Annotated in this window: 17 protein-coding genes; 10 read left to right on the forward strand and 7 right to left on the reverse strand. The window is 73.2% G+C overall.

The features are described 5' to 3' along the window. Positions 1–143: 143 nt before the first annotated feature. On the reverse strand, positions 144–1,529 hold the full coding sequence (locus tag AC061S_RS34665; protein ID WP_478689854.1) for an MFS transporter: 1,386 nt from the start codon (positions 1,527–1,529) through the stop codon (positions 144–146). A 225-nt stretch (positions 1,530–1,754) separates the two neighbouring features. On the opposite strand from AC061S_RS34665, the gene AC061S_RS34670 reads away from it, so the two are divergent. The 6 genes from AC061S_RS34670 to AC061S_RS34695 all read left to right on the forward strand — a co-directional run bounded on the left by AC061S_RS34670 (position 1,755) and on the right by AC061S_RS34695 (position 8,052). Then, positions 1,755–2,855 carry a carbohydrate kinase family protein gene (locus AC061S_RS34670; protein WP_478689888.1) on the forward strand — a complete coding sequence of 367 codons (1,101 nt, stop codon included), beginning with the start codon at positions 1,755–1,757 and terminating at the stop codon, positions 2,853–2,855. 294 nt (positions 2,856–3,149) lie between these two features. Continuing rightward, on the forward strand, positions 3,150–5,273 hold the full coding sequence (locus AC061S_RS34675; RefSeq protein WP_478689855.1) for a PhoH family protein: 2,124 nt from the start codon (positions 3,150–3,152) through the stop codon (positions 5,271–5,273). A gap of 13 nt (positions 5,274–5,286) precedes the next feature. Then, positions 5,287–5,784 carry an rRNA maturation RNase YbeY gene (gene ybeY, locus AC061S_RS34680; RefSeq protein ID WP_478689856.1) on the forward strand — a complete coding sequence of 166 codons (498 nt, stop codon included), beginning with the start codon at positions 5,287–5,289 and terminating at the stop codon, positions 5,782–5,784. After that, positions 5,781–7,088, forward strand: coding sequence for a hemolysin family protein (locus tag AC061S_RS34685; protein ID WP_478689857.1), 1,308 nt, complete (start codon positions 5,781–5,783; stop codon positions 7,086–7,088). Before ybeY ends, AC061S_RS34685 begins: the two co-directional genes overlap by 4 nt. Then, positions 7,085–7,447 (forward strand): MmcQ/YjbR family DNA-binding protein, encoded by a 363-nt coding sequence (locus AC061S_RS34690; protein WP_478689858.1) that lies wholly within the window; start codon positions 7,085–7,087, stop codon positions 7,445–7,447. The genes AC061S_RS34685 and AC061S_RS34690 overlap by 4 nt, the downstream gene beginning before the upstream one ends. Positions 7,448–7,695: 248 nt before the next feature. Continuing rightward, a complete protein-coding gene (locus AC061S_RS34695; RefSeq protein WP_478689859.1) occupies positions 7,696–8,052 on the forward strand; it encodes a cytidine deaminase in 357 nt (118 codons plus the stop codon). Between the two features lie 87 nt (positions 8,053–8,139). Here AC061S_RS34695 and AC061S_RS34700 read toward each other — a convergent pair whose 3' ends face one another. Next, entirely contained in the window at positions 8,140–9,498 is a 1,359-nt protein-coding gene (locus tag AC061S_RS34700; RefSeq protein WP_478689860.1) for an MFS transporter, read from the reverse strand. Between the two features lie 71 nt (positions 9,499–9,569). On the opposite strand from AC061S_RS34700, the gene AC061S_RS34705 reads away from it, so the two are divergent. The 3 genes from AC061S_RS34705 (at position 9,570) to era (ending at position 14,143) form a co-directional block, all read left to right on the forward strand. After that, positions 9,570–10,610, forward strand: coding sequence for a GlxA family transcriptional regulator (locus tag AC061S_RS34705; protein ID WP_478689861.1), 1,041 nt, complete (start codon positions 9,570–9,572; stop codon positions 10,608–10,610). Positions 10,611–10,754: 144 nt separating this feature from the next. Next, the gene (locus tag AC061S_RS34710) at positions 10,755–12,182 is read left to right on the forward strand and encodes a WxL domain-containing protein (protein WP_478689862.1); all 1,428 of its coding nucleotides are present in this window, start codon (positions 10,755–10,757) and stop codon (positions 12,180–12,182) included. Positions 12,183–13,192: 1,010 nt separating this feature from the next. Continuing rightward, entirely contained in the window at positions 13,193–14,143 is a 951-nt protein-coding gene (era, locus tag AC061S_RS34715; protein ID WP_374213701.1) for a GTPase Era, read from the forward strand. A gap of 105 nt (positions 14,144–14,248) precedes the next feature. On the opposite strand, the gene AC061S_RS34720 is transcribed toward era, so the two are convergent. The 4 genes from AC061S_RS34720 to AC061S_RS34735 all read right to left on the reverse strand — a co-directional run bounded on the left by AC061S_RS34720 (position 14,249) and on the right by AC061S_RS34735 (position 17,285). Next, positions 14,249–14,908: a class I SAM-dependent methyltransferase gene (locus AC061S_RS34720; protein ID WP_478689863.1), complete on the reverse strand. Its 660-nt coding sequence runs from the start codon at positions 14,906–14,908 to the stop codon at positions 14,249–14,251. Positions 14,909–15,086: 178 nt separating this feature from the next. Continuing rightward, positions 15,087–15,908: a GNAT family N-acetyltransferase gene (locus tag AC061S_RS34725; protein ID WP_478689864.1), complete on the reverse strand. Its 822-nt coding sequence runs from the start codon at positions 15,906–15,908 to the stop codon at positions 15,087–15,089. A gap of 27 nt (positions 15,909–15,935) precedes the next feature. Next, positions 15,936–16,205: a protealysin inhibitor emfourin gene (locus tag AC061S_RS34730; protein WP_478689865.1), complete on the reverse strand. Its 270-nt coding sequence runs from the start codon at positions 16,203–16,205 to the stop codon at positions 15,936–15,938. Positions 16,206–16,229: 24 nt separating this feature from the next. Next, positions 16,230–17,285, reverse strand: coding sequence for a M4 family metallopeptidase (locus tag AC061S_RS34735; RefSeq protein WP_478689866.1), 1,056 nt, complete (start codon positions 17,283–17,285; stop codon positions 16,230–16,232). A 376-nt stretch (positions 17,286–17,661) separates the two neighbouring features. On the opposite strand from AC061S_RS34735, the gene leuA reads away from it, so the two are divergent. After that, on the forward strand, positions 17,662–19,425 hold the full coding sequence (gene leuA, locus AC061S_RS34740) for a 2-isopropylmalate synthase (RefSeq protein ID WP_478689867.1): 1,764 nt from the start codon (positions 17,662–17,664) through the stop codon (positions 19,423–19,425). 66 nt (positions 19,426–19,491) lie between these two features. Here the strand turns inward: leuA and AC061S_RS34745 are convergent, their stop codons facing one another. After that, positions 19,492–20,085: an SDR family NAD(P)-dependent oxidoreductase gene (locus tag AC061S_RS34745; RefSeq protein WP_478689868.1), complete on the reverse strand. Its 594-nt coding sequence runs from the start codon at positions 20,083–20,085 to the stop codon at positions 19,492–19,494. Positions 20,086–20,129 lie beyond the last annotated feature (44 nt).

A 20,129-nucleotide genomic window follows, 5' to 3' on the forward strand; every position in this document is an offset into this window, starting at 1 on the left:
AATCCAGCCCCTCCGGCGTTTGAGGAGCGGGGGTTCCGGGGGCTGGCCCCCGGGGAACGGTGGAAGGGCGGGTAGGGGACCCTCGCCCCGCAGGGCAGCCCCCCGGGACAGCCGTCCCGCATTCAGGACTGTCCGCCGGCTGCCTAGACGCCGGTGCGGATCCGGCGGCGGGTGCGCTCCCGGCCCCGGCGGGCCGCCGCCGGGGAGAGCAGCAGCACCCGGAGCGGGGGCAGGCGCAGCGGGCGGGCCGGGAGCTGCGCGAGCTCCACGACCTCCAGCTCCTGCGCGCCGACCCTCGGCACCGAGCCGGCCGGCGTCCCGGCTCCGGCGGCGAGCACGGCCGCCGGGGCCCCGCCGCGCCGGCGCACCGAGCCGGGGGTCAGCGGGCGTCCGCCGACGTGCAGGGCGACCGCGGCCATCGGGCCGGCCACCGCCAGCAGCAGGCCCCCGAGGACCAGGCCCATGCCGGGGAACCCGACGCCCTCGGCGAGCAGGCTCCCGGTGACGGGCCCGCAGGCCACGCCGAGCGAGGACGCGGAACCGACCAGGACGGCCCAGCGCCCGCGCGGGTCGAGGGCGGCGGCCAGGCCGATGGCGTAGGAGAGCACGACGGGGTAGACCGCGTTCCACAGGATCTCCCCGGCCGCGAAGGAGCCCAGGTCCCGGGCGTGCGAGGCCAGCACCACGCAGCACGCGATCACCGCCGTGCCCACGCCTACCGGGACCGCCCGCCCGAGCCGGGCCCCGAGCGCGGAGGCGGCCGTGACCCCGAGCAGCCCGGCGCCGAGCGCGGCCGCGAAGACCATCCCGAGGGTGACCTCGGACAGGCCCGCCTGCTGCGCGCCGATGCGGCCGCTGACGCCCCACAGGGCGTTCTGGGCCAGTGACCACAGCATCAGGGCCCCGGCGAGCACCATCCCGGCGCGCGGGTACGGCAGCCGCCCGGAGACCCGTACGGCGGCGTGGCCGGTGCCGTCGGCGCGGTCCGCACCGGCCAGGCGGCCCGTCGCCGGCCAGCACACCAGCGCGACCAGGGCGATCGCCGCGAACGGCAGCCCGTGCCCGCCGCCCAGCCGGGGCAGGGTCAGGTACAGGGCCCCGGCCGTCGCCGACACCGACAGCAGCCCCAGCGCCGAGGTCCGGTGCGGGTCGCGCTGCGCCGCGATCCCGGACGCGGCCACGGCGGTGGCCGTGCCCGAGCCGAAGCCGCCGAGGACGGCGCCCGCGATGACGAGGGGGAGCTGCGCGGTGGCGGCCGCGGTGCCGTACCCGAGGACGGCGAGCAGCAGCCCGAGCCGGGCCAGCGGACGCGGCCCGTGGCGCGGGATGCGGGAGGCGAGGGTGAATCCGGCGGCGGCCGAGCCGAGCAGCAGGACCGAGCCGATCAGCCCGGCCTGCGCGGGGCTCAGGGGGAGGTGCGCGTCGAGCCGGCCGACGACGGTCGGCAGCAGGTACGGGGCGACGTAGCCGGAGGTGAAGAGTGCGACGAGCGGCCAGGCGGCGGGCGGCGCGGGGGTGCGGTCGGGCACGGGTGTTCCAGGTGGTGCAGGTGGAGCGTGAGATTCCGCAAGAGCGCGGGGCTCATATCTATCAAGCGGCCCGATCTTCCGAGAAGAGCGTTCAGGCGGTGATCTGCGTCACACTGTATTGCGGGCCCGCCCGGGAGGGAGGGCCTGACGGCGGACGTGGGTTAAGCCCATTGAAGAAACGACCCGCCAAGATTCACCACGCGCGCCGAACCGAACGGGGAGTACATCGTGACCAGTCGCAGCAGCCGGGACAGCCTCGACTCCGCCGTGGACCCGCTCGGGCCGCTGCGCGACCCCCAAGAACCGGGCTGCGACGTCTTCCTGACGGGCACGGTCTTCCTCGACATCATCTTCACCGGCCTCGACTCGGCCCCCGTGCGCGGCACGGAGTCCTGGGCGCGCGGCATGGGCTCCAGCCCCGGCGGGGTCGCCAACATGGCCACCGCGCTCGCCCGGCTCGGCCTGCGCACCTCCCTCGCCGCAGCCTTCGGGGACGACCACTACGGGGAGTACTGCTGGGACGCGCTCGAACAGGGCGAGGGCATCGACCTGTCGATGTCGCGGACCGTGCCCGGCTGGCACAGCCCCGTCACCGTCTCGATGGCGTACGAGGGCGAGCGCACGATGGTCTCCCACGGCCACGAGGCCCCGCCCCCGGCGGGCCCCGGACCGTTCCCCCAGTGCCCGCCCCGCGCCCGCGCGGCCGTGGCCTCGCTCGGCCCGGGCGGCGGCGAGGCCTGGGTCGCGGAGGCGGCCCGGCGCGGCGCCCGGGTCTTCGCCGACGTCGGCTGGGACGACAGCGGGCGCTGGGACCTGGGGGCGCTGGCCGACCTGGAGCACTGCGAGGCCTTCCTGCCCAACGCGGGGGAGGCGATGGCCTACACGCGCACCGACTGCCCGCGCGCGGCGGCCCGGGCGCTGGCCGAGAAGGTGCCGATCGCGGTGGTGACGATGGGCTCGGAGGGCTCGTACGCGGTGGACGGGCGGACCGGGGAGACGGCCGAGGTCCCCGCGATCGCGGTCGACGCGCTGGACCCGACCGGTGCGGGCGACGTGTACGTGGCGGGCTTCCTCACCGGCACCCTCGCCGAGTGGCCCCTCGCGGACCGGCTCGCCTTCGCGGGCCTGACGGCCGCCCTGTCGGTGCAGGAGTTCGGCGGCTCCCTGTCCGCCCCCGGCTGGCCGGAGGTGGCCCACTGGTGGCGGACCGCCCCGGAGGCGCTGCGCGGACGGTACGGCTTCCTGGACGACCTGGTCCCGCGGGCCGCGGCCCCGGCCAGCCGCCGCCGGGCGGTCCCGACGATCGGCTTCCGCCAGTCGGCGTAGGCCTGGCCGGCCGGGGAACGGGGCTGGCGGGGGCGTGCGGGGCCGCGCCCCCGACCCGAGGCCCGCGCCCCAGGTGGTCCGGCCGGGTGCGGCGGCGTTTCCGGGGGCCAGCCCCCGGACCCCCGCTCCTCAAACGCCGGAGGGGCTGGTGTGGGCCGGGGGGTCCGGGCCCCGCGGGGGACCCCGTAAAACCCCTCGGGGATGCCGGGGCGGCGACGTAGGCTTGGAAGTCCGGTGGCCGTCGATCGGCGCGGCCCCTCAGTGGGAGGTATGCGCAGGCCACAGTGCCGGCCCATGACTCAGACACCGACAGCCAAGACTCCCGCGCCGGGACAGGCGCGAGCCCACTTCACCGTCCCGGCCACCCACCCGATGGTGTCCGTCCTCGGCTCGGGCGACGCCCTTTTGCGCGTGATCGAGAAGGCCTTCCCGAAGGCCGACATCCATGTTCGGGGAAATCAGGTCAGTGCGGTCGGTACGGCGGCGGAAGTCGCTCTGATCCAGCGCCTGTTCGACGAGATGATGCTGGTGCTCCGCACCGGGCAGCCGATGACGGAGGACGCAGTGGAACGCTCGATCGCCATGCTCAAGTCGAGCGGCAACGGCGGGGGCCCGGACGAGTCGCCCGCCGAGGTGCTCACCCAGAACATCCTCTCCAGCCGCGGCCGCACCATCCGCCCCAAGACCCTGAACCAGAAGCGGTACGTCGACGCGATCGACAAGCACACGATCGTCTTCGGCATCGGCCCCGCCGGTACCGGCAAGACCTACCTCGCCATGGCCAAGGCGGTCCAGGCCCTGCAGTCCAAGCAGGTCAGCCGGATCATCCTGACCCGCCCGGCGGTGGAGGCGGGCGAACGCCTCGGCTTCCTCCCGGGCACCCTGTTCGACAAGATCGACCCGTACCTGCGGCCGCTCTACGACGCCCTCCACGACATGATCGACCCGGAGTCGATCCCGCGGCTGATGGCGGCGGGAACGATCGAGGTGGCGCCCCTGGCGTACATGAGGGGTCGCGCGCATCCGATTTTCACACAAGTGCTGACCCCGGACGGTTGGCGTGCCATCGGCGACCTCCAGGTGGGTGACCTGGTCGTCGGGTCGAACGGCGAGCCGACGCCGGTCCTGGGCGTCTACCCGCAGGGCGAGAAGGACATCTACCGCCTCACGGCCCAGGACGGCGCCTGGACCCTGTGCTGCGGCGAGCACCTGTGGACGGTCCGTACGGCCTCGGACAAGCGTCGCGACAAGCCGTGGCGGGTCCTGGAGACCAAGGAGATGATCGGCAACCTCCGTGCGGCACATGCCCGCCGCTACGAGCTGCCGATGCTCACAGCGCCCGTAGCCTTCCCCGAGCGCGAGGTCCCGGTCGATCCCTACGCTCTGGGGCTTCTGCTCGGCGACGGCTGTATCTCGGGAAGCACCACGCCCTTGTTCACCACTGCCGATCCTGAGCTCATCCCCGCGGTGGAGGCAGCACTGCCGGGCATTAAGGTGCGGTCGCGAGGGGGCTACGACTACCTCATCAACCGTGCGCCGACACCGAGTGATAGTTGGGGCGGTGTCCTGACACATCCGCTCAAGCAGGCGCTGCGCACCCTGGATCTGCTCGGTAGTAAGTCGTACTCGAAGTTCGTGCCGGACGCCTACCTTTTCAACACGGCAGAGGTCCGCCTCGCGGTGCTCCAGGGCCTGCTCGACTCCGACGGCGGCCCGGTAACCCAGAATGACCGCACCTGCCGTGTCCAGTTCTCCACGGTGTCGATCATTCTGCGGGACGACGTGATCGCCCTCGTCCAGTCCCTTGGCGGGGTGGCCTACACGCGGCGTCGCGCGGCCGAGGGTCGCAAGCAGGGGACGGCCCTGGCTGCCCACCGGCGCGATTCCCACGTCGTCGACATCCGCCTCCCCGAGGGCATCGAGCCCTTCCGCCTCACCCGCAAGCGGGACGCCTACCACGCAGCCGGCGGAGGCGGGCGCCCGATGCGCTTCATCGACTCCATCGAGCCCGCGGGCCGCGAAGAGGCGGTGTGCATCCAGGTGGCCGCCGAGGACTCGCTGTACGTCACGCAGGACTACCTGCTGACGCACAACACCCTCAACGAGGCCTTCGTCGTGCTCGACGAGGCGCAGAACACCACACCCGAGCAGATGAAGATGTTCCTGACCCGGCTCGGGTTCGACTCGAAGATCGTCGTCACCGGTGACGTGACCCAGGTCGACCTGCCGGGTGGCTCCAAGAGCGGTCTGCGGCAGGTGCAGGACATCCTCGAAGGGGTGCCGGACATCGCGTTCTCGCGGCTCACGTCCGAGGATGTCGTCCGGCACAAGCTGGTCGGCCGTATCGTCGACGCGTACGAGAAGTACGACGACGGCCAGGACGCGAAGCAGTCGCGGAACGGCTTCCAGCGGAAGTAGAAATCAGCGCACCATGTCGATCGACGTCAACAACGAGTCCGGAACCGAGGTCGACGAGCGGGCGATCCTCGACATCGCCCGCTACGCGCTCGCCCGGATGCGGATCCACCCCCTCTCGGAGCTCTCCGTCATCGTCGTGGACGAGGACGCGATGGAGCAGCTCCACATCCAGTGGATGGACCTGCCCGGACCCACCGACGTCATGTCCTTCCCGATGGACGAGCTGCGTCCGCCGTCGAAGGACGAGGAGGAGCCCCCGCAGGGGCTCCTCGGTGACATCGTGCTCTGCCCCGAGGTCGCCAAGAAGCAGGGCGAGGACGCGCCGACGCGGCACTCCATGGACGAGGAGCTCCAGCTCCTGACCGTCCACGGGGTGCTGCACCTGCTGGGGTACGACCACGAGGAGCCGGACGAGAAGGCCGAGATGTTCGGCCTCCAGGCGGCCATCGTCGACGGCTGGCGCGGCGAGAACGGCGTGACCGGACCGTCCCCGGCGCCGACCGTCTCATGACCGGTGATCTCCAGCTGATCACCGGGGCCGTCCTGCTGGTCGTGGTGGCCTGGTTCGCCGCGTGCGCGGAGTCCGGGATCGCCCGGATCTCCGCCTTCCGCGCCGAACAGGCCGTACGGGAGGGCCGGCGCGGCAGCGCGAAGCTGGCCCAGGTCGCCGGCGACCCGACCCGCTACGTCAATGTCGCGCTGCTGGTCCGGGTCACCTGCGAGATGGCGGCGGGTGTGTTCGTCACGTACGTCTGCCTCGACGAGTTCGGGGAGAACTGGACCGCGCTGCTCGTGGCCATCGCCGTGATGGTGCTCGTGTCCTACGTGGCGGTCGGGGTGTCCCCGCGCACCATCGGCCGGCAGCACCCGCTGAACACGGCGACGGCCGCGTCCTACGTGCTCGTACCGCTCGCCCGGATCATGGGGCCGGTCCCGCAGTTGCTGATCCTCCTCGGCAACGCGCTGACGCCCGGGAAGGGCTTCCGCAAGGGGCCCTTCGCCTCCGAGGCGGAGCTGCGCGCGATGGTGGACCTGGCGGAGAAGGAATCGCTGATCGAGGACGACGAGCGCCGCATGGTGCACCAGGTCTTCGAGCTGGGCGACACGCTCGTGCGCGAGGTCATGGTGCCGCGCACCGACCTGGTCTGCATCGAGCGGTACAAGACGGTCCGTCAGGCGACCACGCTCGCGCTGCGGTCCGGCTTCTCGCGCATCCCGGTGACCGGGGAGAACGAGGACGACATCGTCGGCATCGTGTACCTGAAGGACCTGGTCCGCAAGACGCACATCAGCCGGGACGCGGAGAGCGACCTGGTCTCCACGGCGATAAGGCCCGCGGTCTTCGTGCCGGACACCAAGAACGCGGGCGACCTGCTGCGCGAGATGCAGTCGGTGCGCAACCACGTGGCGGTCGTCATCGACGAGTACGGCGGCACCGCCGGCATCGTCACCATCGAGGACATCCTGGAGGAGATCGTCGGCGAGATCACCGACGAGTACGACCGGGAGCTCCCGCCGGTGGAGGAGCTGGGCGGGGACCGCTACCGGGTCACCGCGCGGCTGGACATCACCGACCTCGGCGAACTGTTCAAGGTGGACGCCTTCGACGACGAGGACGTGGAGACGGTCGGGGGACTGCTCGCCAAGGCGCTGGGCCGGGTGCCGATCGCCGGCGCCTCGGCGGTGGTGGACCTGCCGGACGGGCGGCCGCTGCGGCTGACGGCGGAGTCCCCGGCGGGCCGCCGGAACAAGATCGTGACGGTGTTGGTGGAGCCGCTGGCTCCGGTGGAGGGCCAGGGCGGGGAGACGGAGTGACACCGGCGGAGCTGCGCGCCTTCTGTCTGGGGTTCAACGCGGCGGTGGAGGAGTTCCCCTTCACCCCGGAGACCTCGGTGTTCAAGGTGCTGGGGAAGATGTTCGCGCTGAGCGCGCTGGACGCCGACCCGCTGAAGGTCAACCTCAAGTGCGACCCGGAGCAGGCGGTGCGGCTGCGGGCGGAGCACGAGGCGGTCGTGCCGGGCTGGCACATGAACAAGCGGCACTGGAACACGGTGACCGCGGGCGGGCCGGGGGCGCTGCCCGACGCCCTGGTTCGGGAGCTGGTCGAGGACTCGTACGACCTGGTGGTCGCGGGTCTGCCGCGGGCGGAGCGGCTGCGGCTCGACCGGCCGTAGGGATCCGGCGGCCACGGCGTTCCCGGTGACCGCGGCGTTCCCGGAGCCCGTGGCGTTCCAGGCGGCGGAATCGGGGAGGGGTCCAAGGTCATGGATCACGGGACCTTCGGGGCCGTGGATCCGCTTACGCAGCGCTTAGTTTTATCCCTGCGCCACCAAGATCCCGGGGGGACACCGGGGGCGGAGGGGAGAGCGCGTCCGCGGGGTCGTCGTGCGGCCCCGCCGACGCGCTCCATATGCTTCGGACCATGACCGACAGCACCGGGATCGACCCCGAAGACACCAAGATCATCACGTTGGCGCGCAGCGCCCGGGCCCGCAACGGCGTGCCCGAGGGGGCGGCGGTCCGGGACGAGACCGGCCGTACGTACGTCGCCGGAACCGTGGCGCTGGACTCCCTGAAGCTGAGCGCGCTCCAGACGGCCGTCGCGATGGCGGTGGCCAGCGGCGCCCAGTCCCTGGAGGCGGCCGCCGTCGTCAGCGCGGCGGATGCCCCCGCCGACGCCGACCGCGCGGCGGTCCGGGACCTCGGCGGCCCGGACACCCCGGTCCTCCTGGCAGCCCCGGACGGCACCCTGAAGTCGACCACTCCGGCGGGCGCCTGATCCCCGCGGGGCGCGGGCGGACCGTAGCGGCCCGGGGGTGGGCGGACCGCCCGCCCCCGATCCCTGTGGTCTGCGCCGCGTCCCGGATCAGGTCGTGACGGCCCCGGCCGTGGAGCGGCGGCGGATGACCATCGCCATCAGGGCGGCCATCGCGCACAGCGCGCCCGAGGCGTACCAGACGGGGTCGTACGAGCCGAAGGCGTCGCGGGCCAGGCCGCCGAGGAAGGCCACCACCGCCGCGCCGATCTGGTGCGAGGCCAGGACCCAGCCGAAGACGATGGCGCCGTCCTCGCCGTAGTGCTCGCGGCACAGCGCGATCGTCGGCGGGACCGTCGCGACCCAGTCCAGGCCGTAGAAGACGATGAAGAAGATCATCGGCGGCTGCACGGTCGGGGCCAGCAGCATCGGGAGGAAGAGCAGCGAGATCCCGCGCAGGGCGTAGTAGACGGCGAGGAGGCGGCGCGATTCGAAGCGGTCCGTCAGCCAGCCGGAGAACACCGTGCCGATCACGTCGAACACGCCGATCACGGCGAGGAGCCCGGCCGCCGCCGTCACCGGCATGCCGTGGTCGTGGGCCGCCGGGACGAAGTGGGTCTTCACCAGCCCGTTGGTCGATGCCCCGCAGATCGCGAAGGTGCCCGCCAGCAGCCAGAAGGGGCCGGTACGGGCCGCCTTGAGCAGGACGCCCACGGCCCGGCGGGCGGCGCCGGGGACGGGTGCGGGCTTGGCGGTGTACTCGCCTCCGTACGGGGTCGCCCCGACGTCCGCGGGGTGGTCGCGCAGCAGCAGCCAGACGAAGGGCACGACGGCCAGGGCCGCCAGCGAGACGGTGACCGCCGCCGGGCGCCAGCCGTGGTTCTCGACCAGCCAGGCCAGCAGCGGCAGGAAGACCAGCTGGCCGGAGGCCCCGGCGGCGGTCAGGATGCCGGTGACCAGCCCGCGCCGGGCGGTGAACCAGCGGTTGGTCACCGTCGCGGCGAAGGCCAGCGCCATCGAGCCGCTGCCCAGCCCGACCAGGACGCCCCAGTACAGGACCAGTTGCCAGGAGGCGGTCATCCACACCGTGGCCATCGAGCCGCCGGCTATGACGGTCAGCGCGAGGGCGACGACCCTGCGGATGCCGAAGCGGTCCATCAGCGCGGCGGCGAACGGCGCGGTGAGCCCGTACAGCGCGAGGTTCACGGAGACGGCGAGGCCGATCGTGCCGCGCGACCAGTCGAACTCCGCGTGCAGCGGTTCGATGAGCAGGCCGGGGAGCGAGGCGAAGCCGGCGGCGCCGATGATCGTCACGAAGGCGACGGCCGCGACGAACCAGGCGCGGTGGATGCGGTGGACGCGGTGCGGCCCCCGCGGCGGTACGCCGGCGGTGGTGTCGGCGCCGGCGGCCTGGCCGGAGGCGGGCGTCGGTGCGGGGGAGGGGCCGGGGCCCGGGTCTGTCTGCGTCACGCCGATAGTTTCCGGCCGCCGGGGACCCGTACGACAGTGGCCTGACCGACACCCTTCGATATGATCGGGCCATGGAGACTCGCGCGCACCGTGTCCACCGTGTTGTCGTACTCGCCCTCGCCGGGCTGCTGCCCTTCGAGCTCGGGATCCCGCACCGGATCTTCGGGCGGGCGAAGGATTCCGCCGGGCGGCCGCTGTACGAGATCCTCACCTGCGCGCTCGCCCCCGGCCGGGTGCCCACGGACGCCGACTTCGACGTCCACGTCGAGCACGGTCCCGAACTGCTGGCCACGGCCGACACGGTGGTGGTCCCCGCCTCCTACGAGCTGGGCCCGGTCCACGACGAGGGCCGGCTCACCCCCGAACTCGCCGCCGCCCTCGCGCACATCAGGCCCGGCACCCGGCTCGTCTCCATCTGCACGGGCGGCTACGTCCTGGCCGCGGCCGGGCACCTGGACGGCCGCCGGGCCACCACCCACTGGTCCGCCGCCGAGCACTTCCAGCGGACCTTCCCGGCCGTACTGGTCGACCCGGGCGTGCTCTACACCGACGACGGGGACGTCCTCACCTCGGCCGGAGTCGCCGCCGGGATCGACCTGTGCCTGCACATCGTGCGCCGGGACCACGGCGCGGCCGTCGCCAACGACGTGGCCCGGCGCACCGTCGTACCGCCGCACCGCGAGGGCGGGCAGGCCCAGTTCATCGAGCGCCCGGTGCCGCAGCCGCAGCGGTCGGCCACCACCGCGGCCCGCGCCTGGGTACTGGACCGGCTGCACGAACCGCTGCGGCTGACCGACCTGGCCCGGCAGGAGGCGATGTCGGTACGGACCTTCACGCGCAGGTTCCGCGAGGAGTCGGGGCTGAGCCCGGGCGAATGGATCGTCGGGCAGCGGGTGGAGCGGGCCAGGGCGCTGCTGGAGCAGACCGAGCTGCCGATGGAGCACGTGGCCCGGGAGGCGGGCTTCGGGACCGCGCAGTCCCTGCGCAAACACGTCCAGACGGCGCTCGGCGTGAGCCCGACGGCCTACCGGCGGACGTTCCGGGAGGCCGCACCCGGTGCCACCCTGCCATCTCCTGATGGGACATCAGTTGCTGCCGGGTCCGTGCATTGACTTATCCCCCCGCCCGCTCGTGAATGGCCCCCTGGCGGGGTAGGGGATCCCAGGGGGCGGTCAGTGCGGACTTCGGCGGGAACATCGGCGCGGACGACGGCGCGGACTACGGCGCGGCACAGAGGGTGGTCGGCGGCCGTCGGCATGGCGGTCCTGGCCGCCGCGACCGGGGGCGCGCTGAGCGCGCCCGCCGCCGCGGAGGGGGAGACCCCTCCCGGGCAGGTGGAGTTCCCCACGCACTGCCTGCCGCCGCAGGAAGCCGGACTGCCGCCGGCCGACGGGCCCACCACCGCCCGGATCACCGTCGACGACCCCGCGCCGCGCGTGGGCGACACCGTCACCGTCACCTACCAGGTGACCCGGACCCCCGCCGTGAACCCGCTCTCGGTCGGCCTGCCCGCCGACGTCCTCACCCCGAGCGGGCGGATCGTGCTCGGGGGCGTGCAGCAGGGCGAGGTCACGGTCGTCGGGGCCAAGCGCAACGATCCAGTCGAGGCGGGCGGGGCACTGCCCGCCGTCACCATGACCGGCACCTTCACCGTCACCGCTCCCGGCGAGATCACCCTGGCCCCGGGCGGCTACACCCTGCACACGGGCCACCTGCTCGAACTCGACACCGTCTGCGCCGCCGCCTCCGGGAGCGTGCCGCCGGGACCGGCACCGGACCCGTCCGCGAAGCCCTCCGCGTCGGCCTCCGCGTCCGCCTCCGCGGATCCGTCGCCGGTGTCCCCGTCCGGCTCCCCGTCCTCGGCTCCGTCCCCGTCGCCCTCCCCGGCCGGGCCGCCGGTCGCCCAGCGGATCACCGCGAGCCCGCTGCCGACGGCCAACCTGCGCGCCGTCGCGCTCGGTACGGCCGCGGGAGCCCCGGGCGCCAGGGTCGAGGTCACCGGAGCCGGCTTCGTCCCCGGCGCGGAGGTCACCGTGGCCGGCCGGGCCGGTACGGCCGAGACCGCCGACCGGGTCACCGCCAAGGCCGACGAGCTCGGCGTGGTCCTCGCGGAGCTGCCGGTCACGGACCGGGCGACCACCGCCGTCGTGGCCTACGAGGGCGCCGCCTGGACTCCGGAGCGGGGCTCCGGCCCGTCCGCGTACACGGTGATCGCCGCCGCCCCGCTGCCGCCGGGCAGCCAGACGGTGACGGCGGTCGTGGAGCCGGGCGAACTCGGGATGACCCAGGCGGGCGACGCCGTGACCCTGGCCGCGGTGCCGTACGGGGACGGCGGCGCGGCGGCCGGCCGGATCGGCACGGTCACTGTCAAGGACGCCCGCGGCGGGCCGGCCGGGTGGTCCCTGATCGGCAAGGTCACCGATTTCACGGGCTCCGGCGGGGTCCGCATCCCCGGCGCCTCCCTGAACTGGACCCCGGCGTGCACGGCCGCGCCCGGCAGCCCCAGCGCGTGCACGCCGGGCAGTGCGGGCACGGTCGGGCCGGACGGCGCGGTCCTGGCCTCCACCGGTGACGCCGCGCTCGTCGGCGGCACCTTCACCGTCGACGCGGCCGTCACCCTCCAGGTGCCCCCGTACACCCCGCCGGGCGCCTACACGGCGGTGCTGACGCTGACGTTGTCGTGACCCGGCCCGGCTGCTCCGCCACCCCTGTGCCGCTGCGCGGGGCGGGGAGAAGAACCCCCAGGAAACCGGCACCGGCACGGCGGCTCCTCGCCGCAGTCGTGGCCGCCGCGGCGCTGGCAGTGGCCGGGCTGCTCGGCGGAGCCGGGACGGCATCGGCCGCCGACAACGGGCAGTGGTCCGTCCTGCCCGCCGCCAACAAGCTCGGGCAGCGCCCGTACTTCTACCTCGCCGCGGCCCCCGGCCAGAGCGTCACCGACTCCGTCACCATCGCCAACCGCACCGACCGGCCCCGCACCTTCCGCCTCTACGCCGCAGACGCCTACAACACCGCCCGCGACGGCGGCTTCGCCCTGCGCGGGCCCGAGGAGCCGCGCACCGCCACCGCGGCTTGGACGGTGCTGGCCCGGGAGCGGATCACCGTCCCGGCGAAGACGGCGGTCGACGTCGGCTTCACCCTCACCGTCCCCGACCGGGCCGAGCCGGGGGACCACCCCGGAGCCGTCGTCGCCCTGGAGGACCGGCCGGCCGACACCGCGGTGCGCGGCATAGCCAGAGAGGGGATAGGGATTCAGCAGGCCGTCGCCGCCCGCCTCTACCTCCGGGTCGGCGGCCCCACCGCCCCCGCCCTGGCCGTCGAGGACCTCCGCACCGACCGCCGCGGCGCCGCCGGCGCGGAGGTCTCGTACACGCTCCACAACCTCGGCAACGTCACCCTGCGCCCCCGCGCCACCCTGACCGCCTCCGGCGCGCTCGGCCGGGGCCTCCTCTCCCGCCCCCTCACCGGCCTGCCGGCCGAGCTGCTGCCCGGCCAGCGGGTCCGGCTCACCGCGCGCTGGGCGGACCCGCCCGCCCTGGAATGGGCCCGGGTCGCGGTGGTGGCGCGGGCCGACGGCACGGCCGCCCGGGCCACCGCCGGACACGCCGCGCACCCCGCGCTGAACGGCCTGCTCGGGGCCGCTCTCGCCCTCGTGGCGGCGGCCTGGTCGGCGCTGGGAGCCGCATCGGGGAGAATGGCCCGTATGAGCGATCGTTCCCCCGAGACCACCAGCCCGCACCGTGCGGGCTTCGCATGCTTCGTCGGCCGTCCCAACGCGGGGAAGTCGACCCTGACCAACGCGCTCGTGGGTACCAAGGTCGCGATCACCTCCAACCGGCCGCAGACCACGCGCCACACCGTCCGCGGCATCGTGCACCGCCCCGACGCCCAGCTCGTCCTGGTCGACACGCCCGGCCTCCACAAGCCGCGCACCCTGCTCGGCGAGCGCCTCAACGACGTCGTGCGCGCGACCTGGTCCGAGGTCGACGTGATCGGCTTCTGCCTGCCCGCGGACCAGAAGCTCGGCCCCGGTGACAAGTTCATCGTCAAGGAGCTCGCGGGGATCAAGAAGACCCCCAAGATCGCCATCATCACCAAGACCGACCTCGTCGAGTCCAAGGTGGTGGGCGAGCAGCTCATCGCCGTGCACCAGCTCGCCGAGGAGCTGGGCTTCGAGTGGGCCGAGATCGTCCCCGTCTCGGCGGTCGGCGACACCCAGGTCCAGCTGCTGGCGGACCTGATCGCGCCGATGCTGCCGAAGAGCCCGCCGCTGTACCCGGAGGGCGACCTCACCGACGAGCCCGAGATGGTGATGGTCGCGGAGCTGATCCGCGAGGCCGCGCTCGAAGGCGTACGGGACGAGCTCCCGCACTCCATCGCCGTGGTCGTCGAGGAGATGATCCCCCGGGAGAACCGCCCGGCGGACCGTCCGCTGCTGGACATCCACGCCAACCTCTACATCGAGCGGCCGAGCCAGAAGGGCATCATCATCGGCCCGAAGGGCGCCCGGCTGAAGGAGGTCGGGATGAAGTCGCGCAAGCACATCGAGGCGCTGCTCGGCACCCCGGTCTTCCTCGACCTGCACGTGAAGGTCGCCAAGGACTGGCAGCGCGACCCCAAGCAGCTCCGCAAGCTCGGTTTCTGATTTTTGACGCGCCCCTCGCACCGGTCGGCCCTGGCGGGCCTCTCGGGCTTCGGGACGCTGCGCCGGACTCCGTCCGTCGTGGGCCGGGGCTGATCCGGGAGGGGGTCAGGCGAGCCGCCGCACCTTCACCGCGTTGTCCGTACGGGTCCCGGGCCGGCCGTCAGGCTGCTTCTGGACCCGTACGTGTTCCTCCGCCAGCAGGACCTCCCAGGCGCCCGCCTCCAGTTCCAGCTGGGCGAGGACCTCGTCCGGGGTCGGGAAGGCCACCTCCGGGCGGTCCTCCTGCCAGGACGCCCAGCCCGCGTGGCCGACGACGAGCAGGATCCCGCCGGGGGCCACGGCCGCGGCGGCCCGGCGCAGGATCCGCTCGCGCGGGAACTCCCCGAAGGTGTGCAGGAAGCACGCGGAGACCAGGTCGTACTTCCCGGCCGGGAAGGACTCCGCGAGGTCGTGCCGCTCCCACGCGGTGCGGTCCGCGACCCCGGCATCGGCGGCGTGGGCCGCCGCCCGCTCCAGGGCGACCCCGGAGATGTCCGTCCCGGTGACGTACCAGCCCTGCCGCGCGAGCCACACGGCGTCGCCGCCCTCCCCGCAGCCGAGGTCCAGGGCCCGGCGGGGGGTGAGCGGGGCGGCCTCCCGGGCCAGCACGGCGTTGGCGTCGCCGCTCCAGATCCGATCGCTCTCCCGGTAGCGGGAGTCCCAGAACTCCTCGCCCGCGAAGTCGGTCTCGAGGGAGTGGGGGGCGTGGTCGTGCGCGTGTGCCATGGCGGCCTCTTCCGGTCGGCGCGGGTACGGGTGCCCGCGTCTTCGATGCTCCGCCCGGACTGCGCACCCGGCCAAGCGACCTTGCCGTTTCCGCAAAACAACGGGCTCAGAGATGCGCGGGACGCCCCGCGGGGACCCGCCCCGTCAGAGCGGCCGGTCCGTCAGAGCGGCTGCCCCGTCAGAGCGGCCGGTCCGCGATCAGGGCCGTGCCCACGGGGCGGAAGCCGAGGCGGGCGTAGAGGCGGGCCACGTCCTCGTCGCCCGCCGAGAGGAAGACCGTGCGGGCTCCGCGGGCCAGGGCGTCGGCGACCAGGGCGGCCGTCACCGCGAGGGCCAGGCCCTGGCGGCGGGCCGAGGGGAGGGTGCCGACACCGACCACCTCGGCGACGTCGCCGACCGGGATGTACTGGCCGGAGCAGAGCACCGCTCCGTCCCGTACGGCCGCGGCCAGCGCGGTCCCGCCCGAGGCGATCGACTCGGCGACCCGGACCCGGCGGCCCTCCGAGGCAGGGTCCCGCTCCGCCGCCGCGAGCTCCGCCGGGCCCGCCTCGCCCACCGCCGTGCCGGGAGCGGCGAAGGCCAGCATCGGCACCGTCACCGCCGGGCGCAGCAGCGGGTCGGCCGCGCCGAGCAGGCGTACGTCCGGATGCGCGGGGGGCCGTACCGCGGCGGGGTCGAGCACCATCAGCGGATGGGCGTGGACGGCCAGCCCGGCGGCCTCCGCGGCGGCCCGCAGGGAGGGGGTGGTTTCGGCCACCCACTCGAAGGCCTCGGGGATCCGCAGCTCGCGCTGCCGGGCCAGCACGCGCTCGACGTCGGCCGCGGAGACGCCGTCGGCCGAGGCGGGACCGAGCGCGGGCCGGGCGTAGTACGGCCAGCCTCCGCCCTCCTGGACGAAGAGGGTCAGCGGGCCGAAGTCCTCGGCCCGCGCCCCTCCCGCCCGGGGTGCCGCGTCGTAGTAGCGCTCAAGCTCGGGCAGGCGGTCGGAAGCGGTGATCATCCGGCCATCCAAGCAAGCGGGCCCCGGTCAAGCACCTTCTTTAAGGACGCGGGAGATCAGCGAGCGCTGCGCGTCCGAGAGGTTCGGGTCCCCGCAGAGCACCGTCCGCCCGTCCACCGTGATCCTGTACGAGAAACCGTCCCGGACCCGGTCCGCCGCATCCCCGGGCGGGCCGGGCCGCAGGGCCAGCTGCGCCAGGGCCTGCCACTCGGCCTCGTCGGGCAGGCCAGAGGTGTCCACCTCGCCCCGCCGCTCGATCCCCGCGAAGCCGCCCGTCCGCACCACCTGAATCCGCATGACGGCCCTTCTACCCGACGCCTTCTACCCCAACCCGACCGCCGACCACGCCTTCTGCAGTGCCTGGTGTTCCGCGCCGCCCTCGCCGAAGCGGGTGACGGCCGCGGCGGTCGTGAGGGCGGCGAACCGGGCGAAGTCCGCCTTCGGACCCAGCTCCCCGCCGGTCAGGGTGTCGTACCAGATCCGTCCGGCCCGCTCCCAGGCCTTGCCGCCGAGCTCGGTCGCGGCGAGGTAGAAGGCGTGGTTGGGGATGCCGGAGTTGATGTGCACCCCGCCGTTGTCGCGGGAGGTGCGGACGTAGTCGTCCATCGTCGCGGGCTGCGGGTCCTTGCCGAGCTCGTCGTCCTCGTACGCGGTCCCGGGCGCCTTCATCGACCGCAGGGCGAAGCCGCTGTCCACCGAGGGACCGAGCAGCCCGGCGCCGATCAGCCAGTCGGCGTCCTCGGCCGTCTGGTCCAGTGAGTACTGCTTGATGAGGGAGCCGAAGACGTCGGACAGGGACTCGTTGAGCGCGCCGGACTGGCCGTAGTACTCCAGGTCGGCGGTGTGCTGGGTGACCCCGTGGGCCAGCTCGTGCCCGATGACGTCCACGGACACGGTGAAGTCGAGGAAGAGGTCCCCGTCGCCGTCGCCGAACACCATCTGGCTGCCGTCCCAGAAGGCGTTGTTGTACAGCCGGTCGTAGTGGACGGTGGCGTCCAGCGGCAGGCCGGCGTCGTCGATGGAGTGGCGGCCGAAGGCCTTGAGGAAGAGTTCGAAGGTGGCCCCGAGCCCGGCGTAGGCACGGTTGACGCTGGCGTCCTGGCCGGCGTCCTCGCCCTCGCCGCGGATCTTCTTCCCGGGCAGCCGGGTCTGGTGCTGAGCGTCGTAGATGGTCCGCTCGGGGGTCTCGGACGGGCTTCCCGCGGCGGGCGGGAGCACCGTCATCAGCCGCCGGACCCGGTGGGAGGCGTCCAGTTCGAGGGTCCGCCGTGCGGCGGCGGCCCGGGCGGGGTCCTCCGACCGGGCGATCTTGTCCAGGAGGTGCGGCGGCACCACGGTGCAGAAGACGGGGTGGCGGGGGGTGAGGAAGGCATCCATGCCCGGCAATGTGGCAGCGCGTGATGGCTATGTCACTAGGGGCGACCATGATTCATTCGGTCGCCTGAAAGCGGCCGTAGCGCATTGACGGATCAACCGGACATCGGGCGGGGTGCGCAAGAGGTAAAGAGGCTTAGCTCACAAAGGGTGCAAAACGGACCTGCGGGTCTTGCATACTGAAACAGGTCCCGCATTACGGGGCGGCTCGGTTAGGCTCGGCCCATCATGCGTTTCGGGCTGCTCCTCCTTAGCTGCCGCGGCGAGGGCCTGTAGTCGTAGGCCGACCCCCTCCCCGCGGAGTTTGGTGTTGCGGTTTTGCGACCGTCCGTCGGCCGTCCCAGCGAACTACACGCGGACACGCGAGGAGCCCTACGTCATGAGCCAGCACACTTTTGTCGGTCGCCCCACGCCCATCACGAACGCGACCCACACCCAGAAGCCCTCCGGGATGCCGATCCACAAGTACGGCTCGTACGAGCAGGTGGACATCCCCGACCGCACCTGGCCCGAGGCCCGCGTCACCCGGGCGCCCCGCTGGCTGTCCACGGACCTGCGCGACGGCAACCAGTCGCTGATCGACCCGATGACCCCCGCCCGCAAGCGCGAGATGTTCGACCTGCTGGTGCGCATGGGCTACAAGGAGATCGAGGTCGGCTTCCCGTCCTCCGGTGAGACCGACTTCAACTTCGTGCGCTCCATCATCGAAGAGGGCGCGATCCCGGACGACGTGACCATCTCCGTACTGACCCAGGCCCGCGAGGACCTGATCGAGCGGACCGTGGAGTCGCTGGTCGGCGCCAAGCGCGCGACCGTGCACCTGTACAACGCGACCGCGCCCACCTTCCGCCGGGTCGTCTTCCGCGGCTCCAAGGAGCAGATCAAGCAGATCGCCGTCGAGGGCACCCGCCTGGTCATGGAGTACGCCGACAAGCTGCTGGGATCCGACACCGTCTTCGGCTACCAGTACAGCCCGGAGATCTTCACCGACACCGAGCTGGACTTCGCCCTGGAGGTCTGCGAGGCCGTCTGCGACGTCTGGCAGCCCGCCGAGGGCCGCGAGATCATCCTGAACCTGCCCGCCACCGTGGAGCGCTCCACGCCCTCCACGCACGCGGACCGCTTCGAGTGGATGGCCCGCAACCTGACCCGCCGCGAGCACATCTGCATCTCCGTGCACCCGCACAACGACCGCGGCACCGCCGTGGCGGCCGCCGAGCTGGCCCTGATGGCCGGCGCGGACCGCATCGAGGGCTGCCTGTTCGGACAGGGCGAGCGCACCGGCAACGTCGACCTGATCACGCTGGGCATGAACCTGTTCTCCCAGGGCATCGACCCGCAGATCGACTTCTCGCAGATCGACGAGATCCGTCGCACGAGCGAGTACTGCAACCAGATGGAAGTACACCCGCGCCACCCCTACGCGGGCGATCTGGTCTACACCGCCTTCTCCGGCTCCCACCAGGACGCCATCAAGAAGGGCTTCGACGCCATGGAGGCCGACGCGGCCGCCCAGGGCAAGACGGTGGACGACATCGAGTGGGCGGTCCCGTACCTGCCGATCGACCCGAAGGACGTCGGCCGCTCCTACGAGGCCGTCATCCGGGTCAACTCGCAGTCCGGCAAGGGCGGCATCGCGTACGTCCTGAAGAACGACCACAAGCTGGACCTGCCGCGCCGCATGCAGATCGAGTTCTCGCGGATCATCCAGGCCAAGACCGACTCCGAGGGCGGCGAGGTCACCCCGAAGGCGATCTGGGACGTCTTCCAGGACGAGTACCTGCCCAACCCCGAGAACCCGTGGGGCCGAATCCAGCTGCGCTCCGGCCAGACCACCACCGACAAGGACGGCACCGACACGCTGACCGTCGAGGCGGTCGTGGACGGCGTGGAGACCGTGCTGGACGGCACCGGCAACGGCCCGATCTCGGCCTTCTTCGACGCCCTGGCCGCCATCGGCATCGACGCCCGCCTGCTGGACTACACCGAGCACACGATGAGCGAGGGCGCCTCCGCCGTCGCCGCCTCGTACATCGAGTGCGCGATCGACGGCCGCGTCCTGTGGGGCATCGGCATCGACGCGAACACCACCCGCGCCTCCCTGAAGGCGGTCATCTCCGCCGTCAACCGCGCGGGCCGCTGAGACCGGTCTACGAGCGAACCCCGCTCCCCCTTCCGGGGGGGCGGGGTTCCGCCGTTCCCGGGGCCCTCAGCGGGCCAGGTAGCCGCCGTCCACCGGGAGGACGACGCCCGTCACGAACGAGGCCGCGTCGGAGGCCAGGAAAGCGATGACGCGGGCCACCTCCTCCGGCTCGCCGAGCCGGCCCATCGGGTACGCCGCGGAGACCTCCGCCGGGTACTCCGGCCCGCCCGGCTCCCCGTCCAGGGCCAGCACCCGCTCCGTACGGATGGTTCCGGGCGCCACCGCGTTGACCCGGATCCCGCGCGCGGCCCACTCCACCGCGAGGTGCTTGGTCAGCCCCGACGCCACGAACTCCTCCGGGCTGGTCTCGCGTACATCCGAAAGGGGGATCACCCCGGCGTTCGCCACGGCGACGTCGAGCCGCCCGTACGCCTCCACCGCGGCCGTCACCATCGCGCGGTTGGACTCCGGATCGGACACGTCACCGGTCACCACGGTGATCGCACGGCCCTCGTCCGCCAGCCGCGCACGCAGGGCTTCCAGGCCGGGGCCGTTGACATCGGACGCGGTCACCCGGGCCCCGGAGCGGGCCAGCAGCAGGGCCGTGGCCCGGCCGATGCCGCTCGCGGCGCCGGTCACCAGACGGGAGTTGTCGTTCATGCGCAGGAGCGTAGGGAAGCCGGGCGGCGGCGGGCCGGCGGCAG

This window comes from Streptomyces sp. CA189, assembly GCF_056428985.1.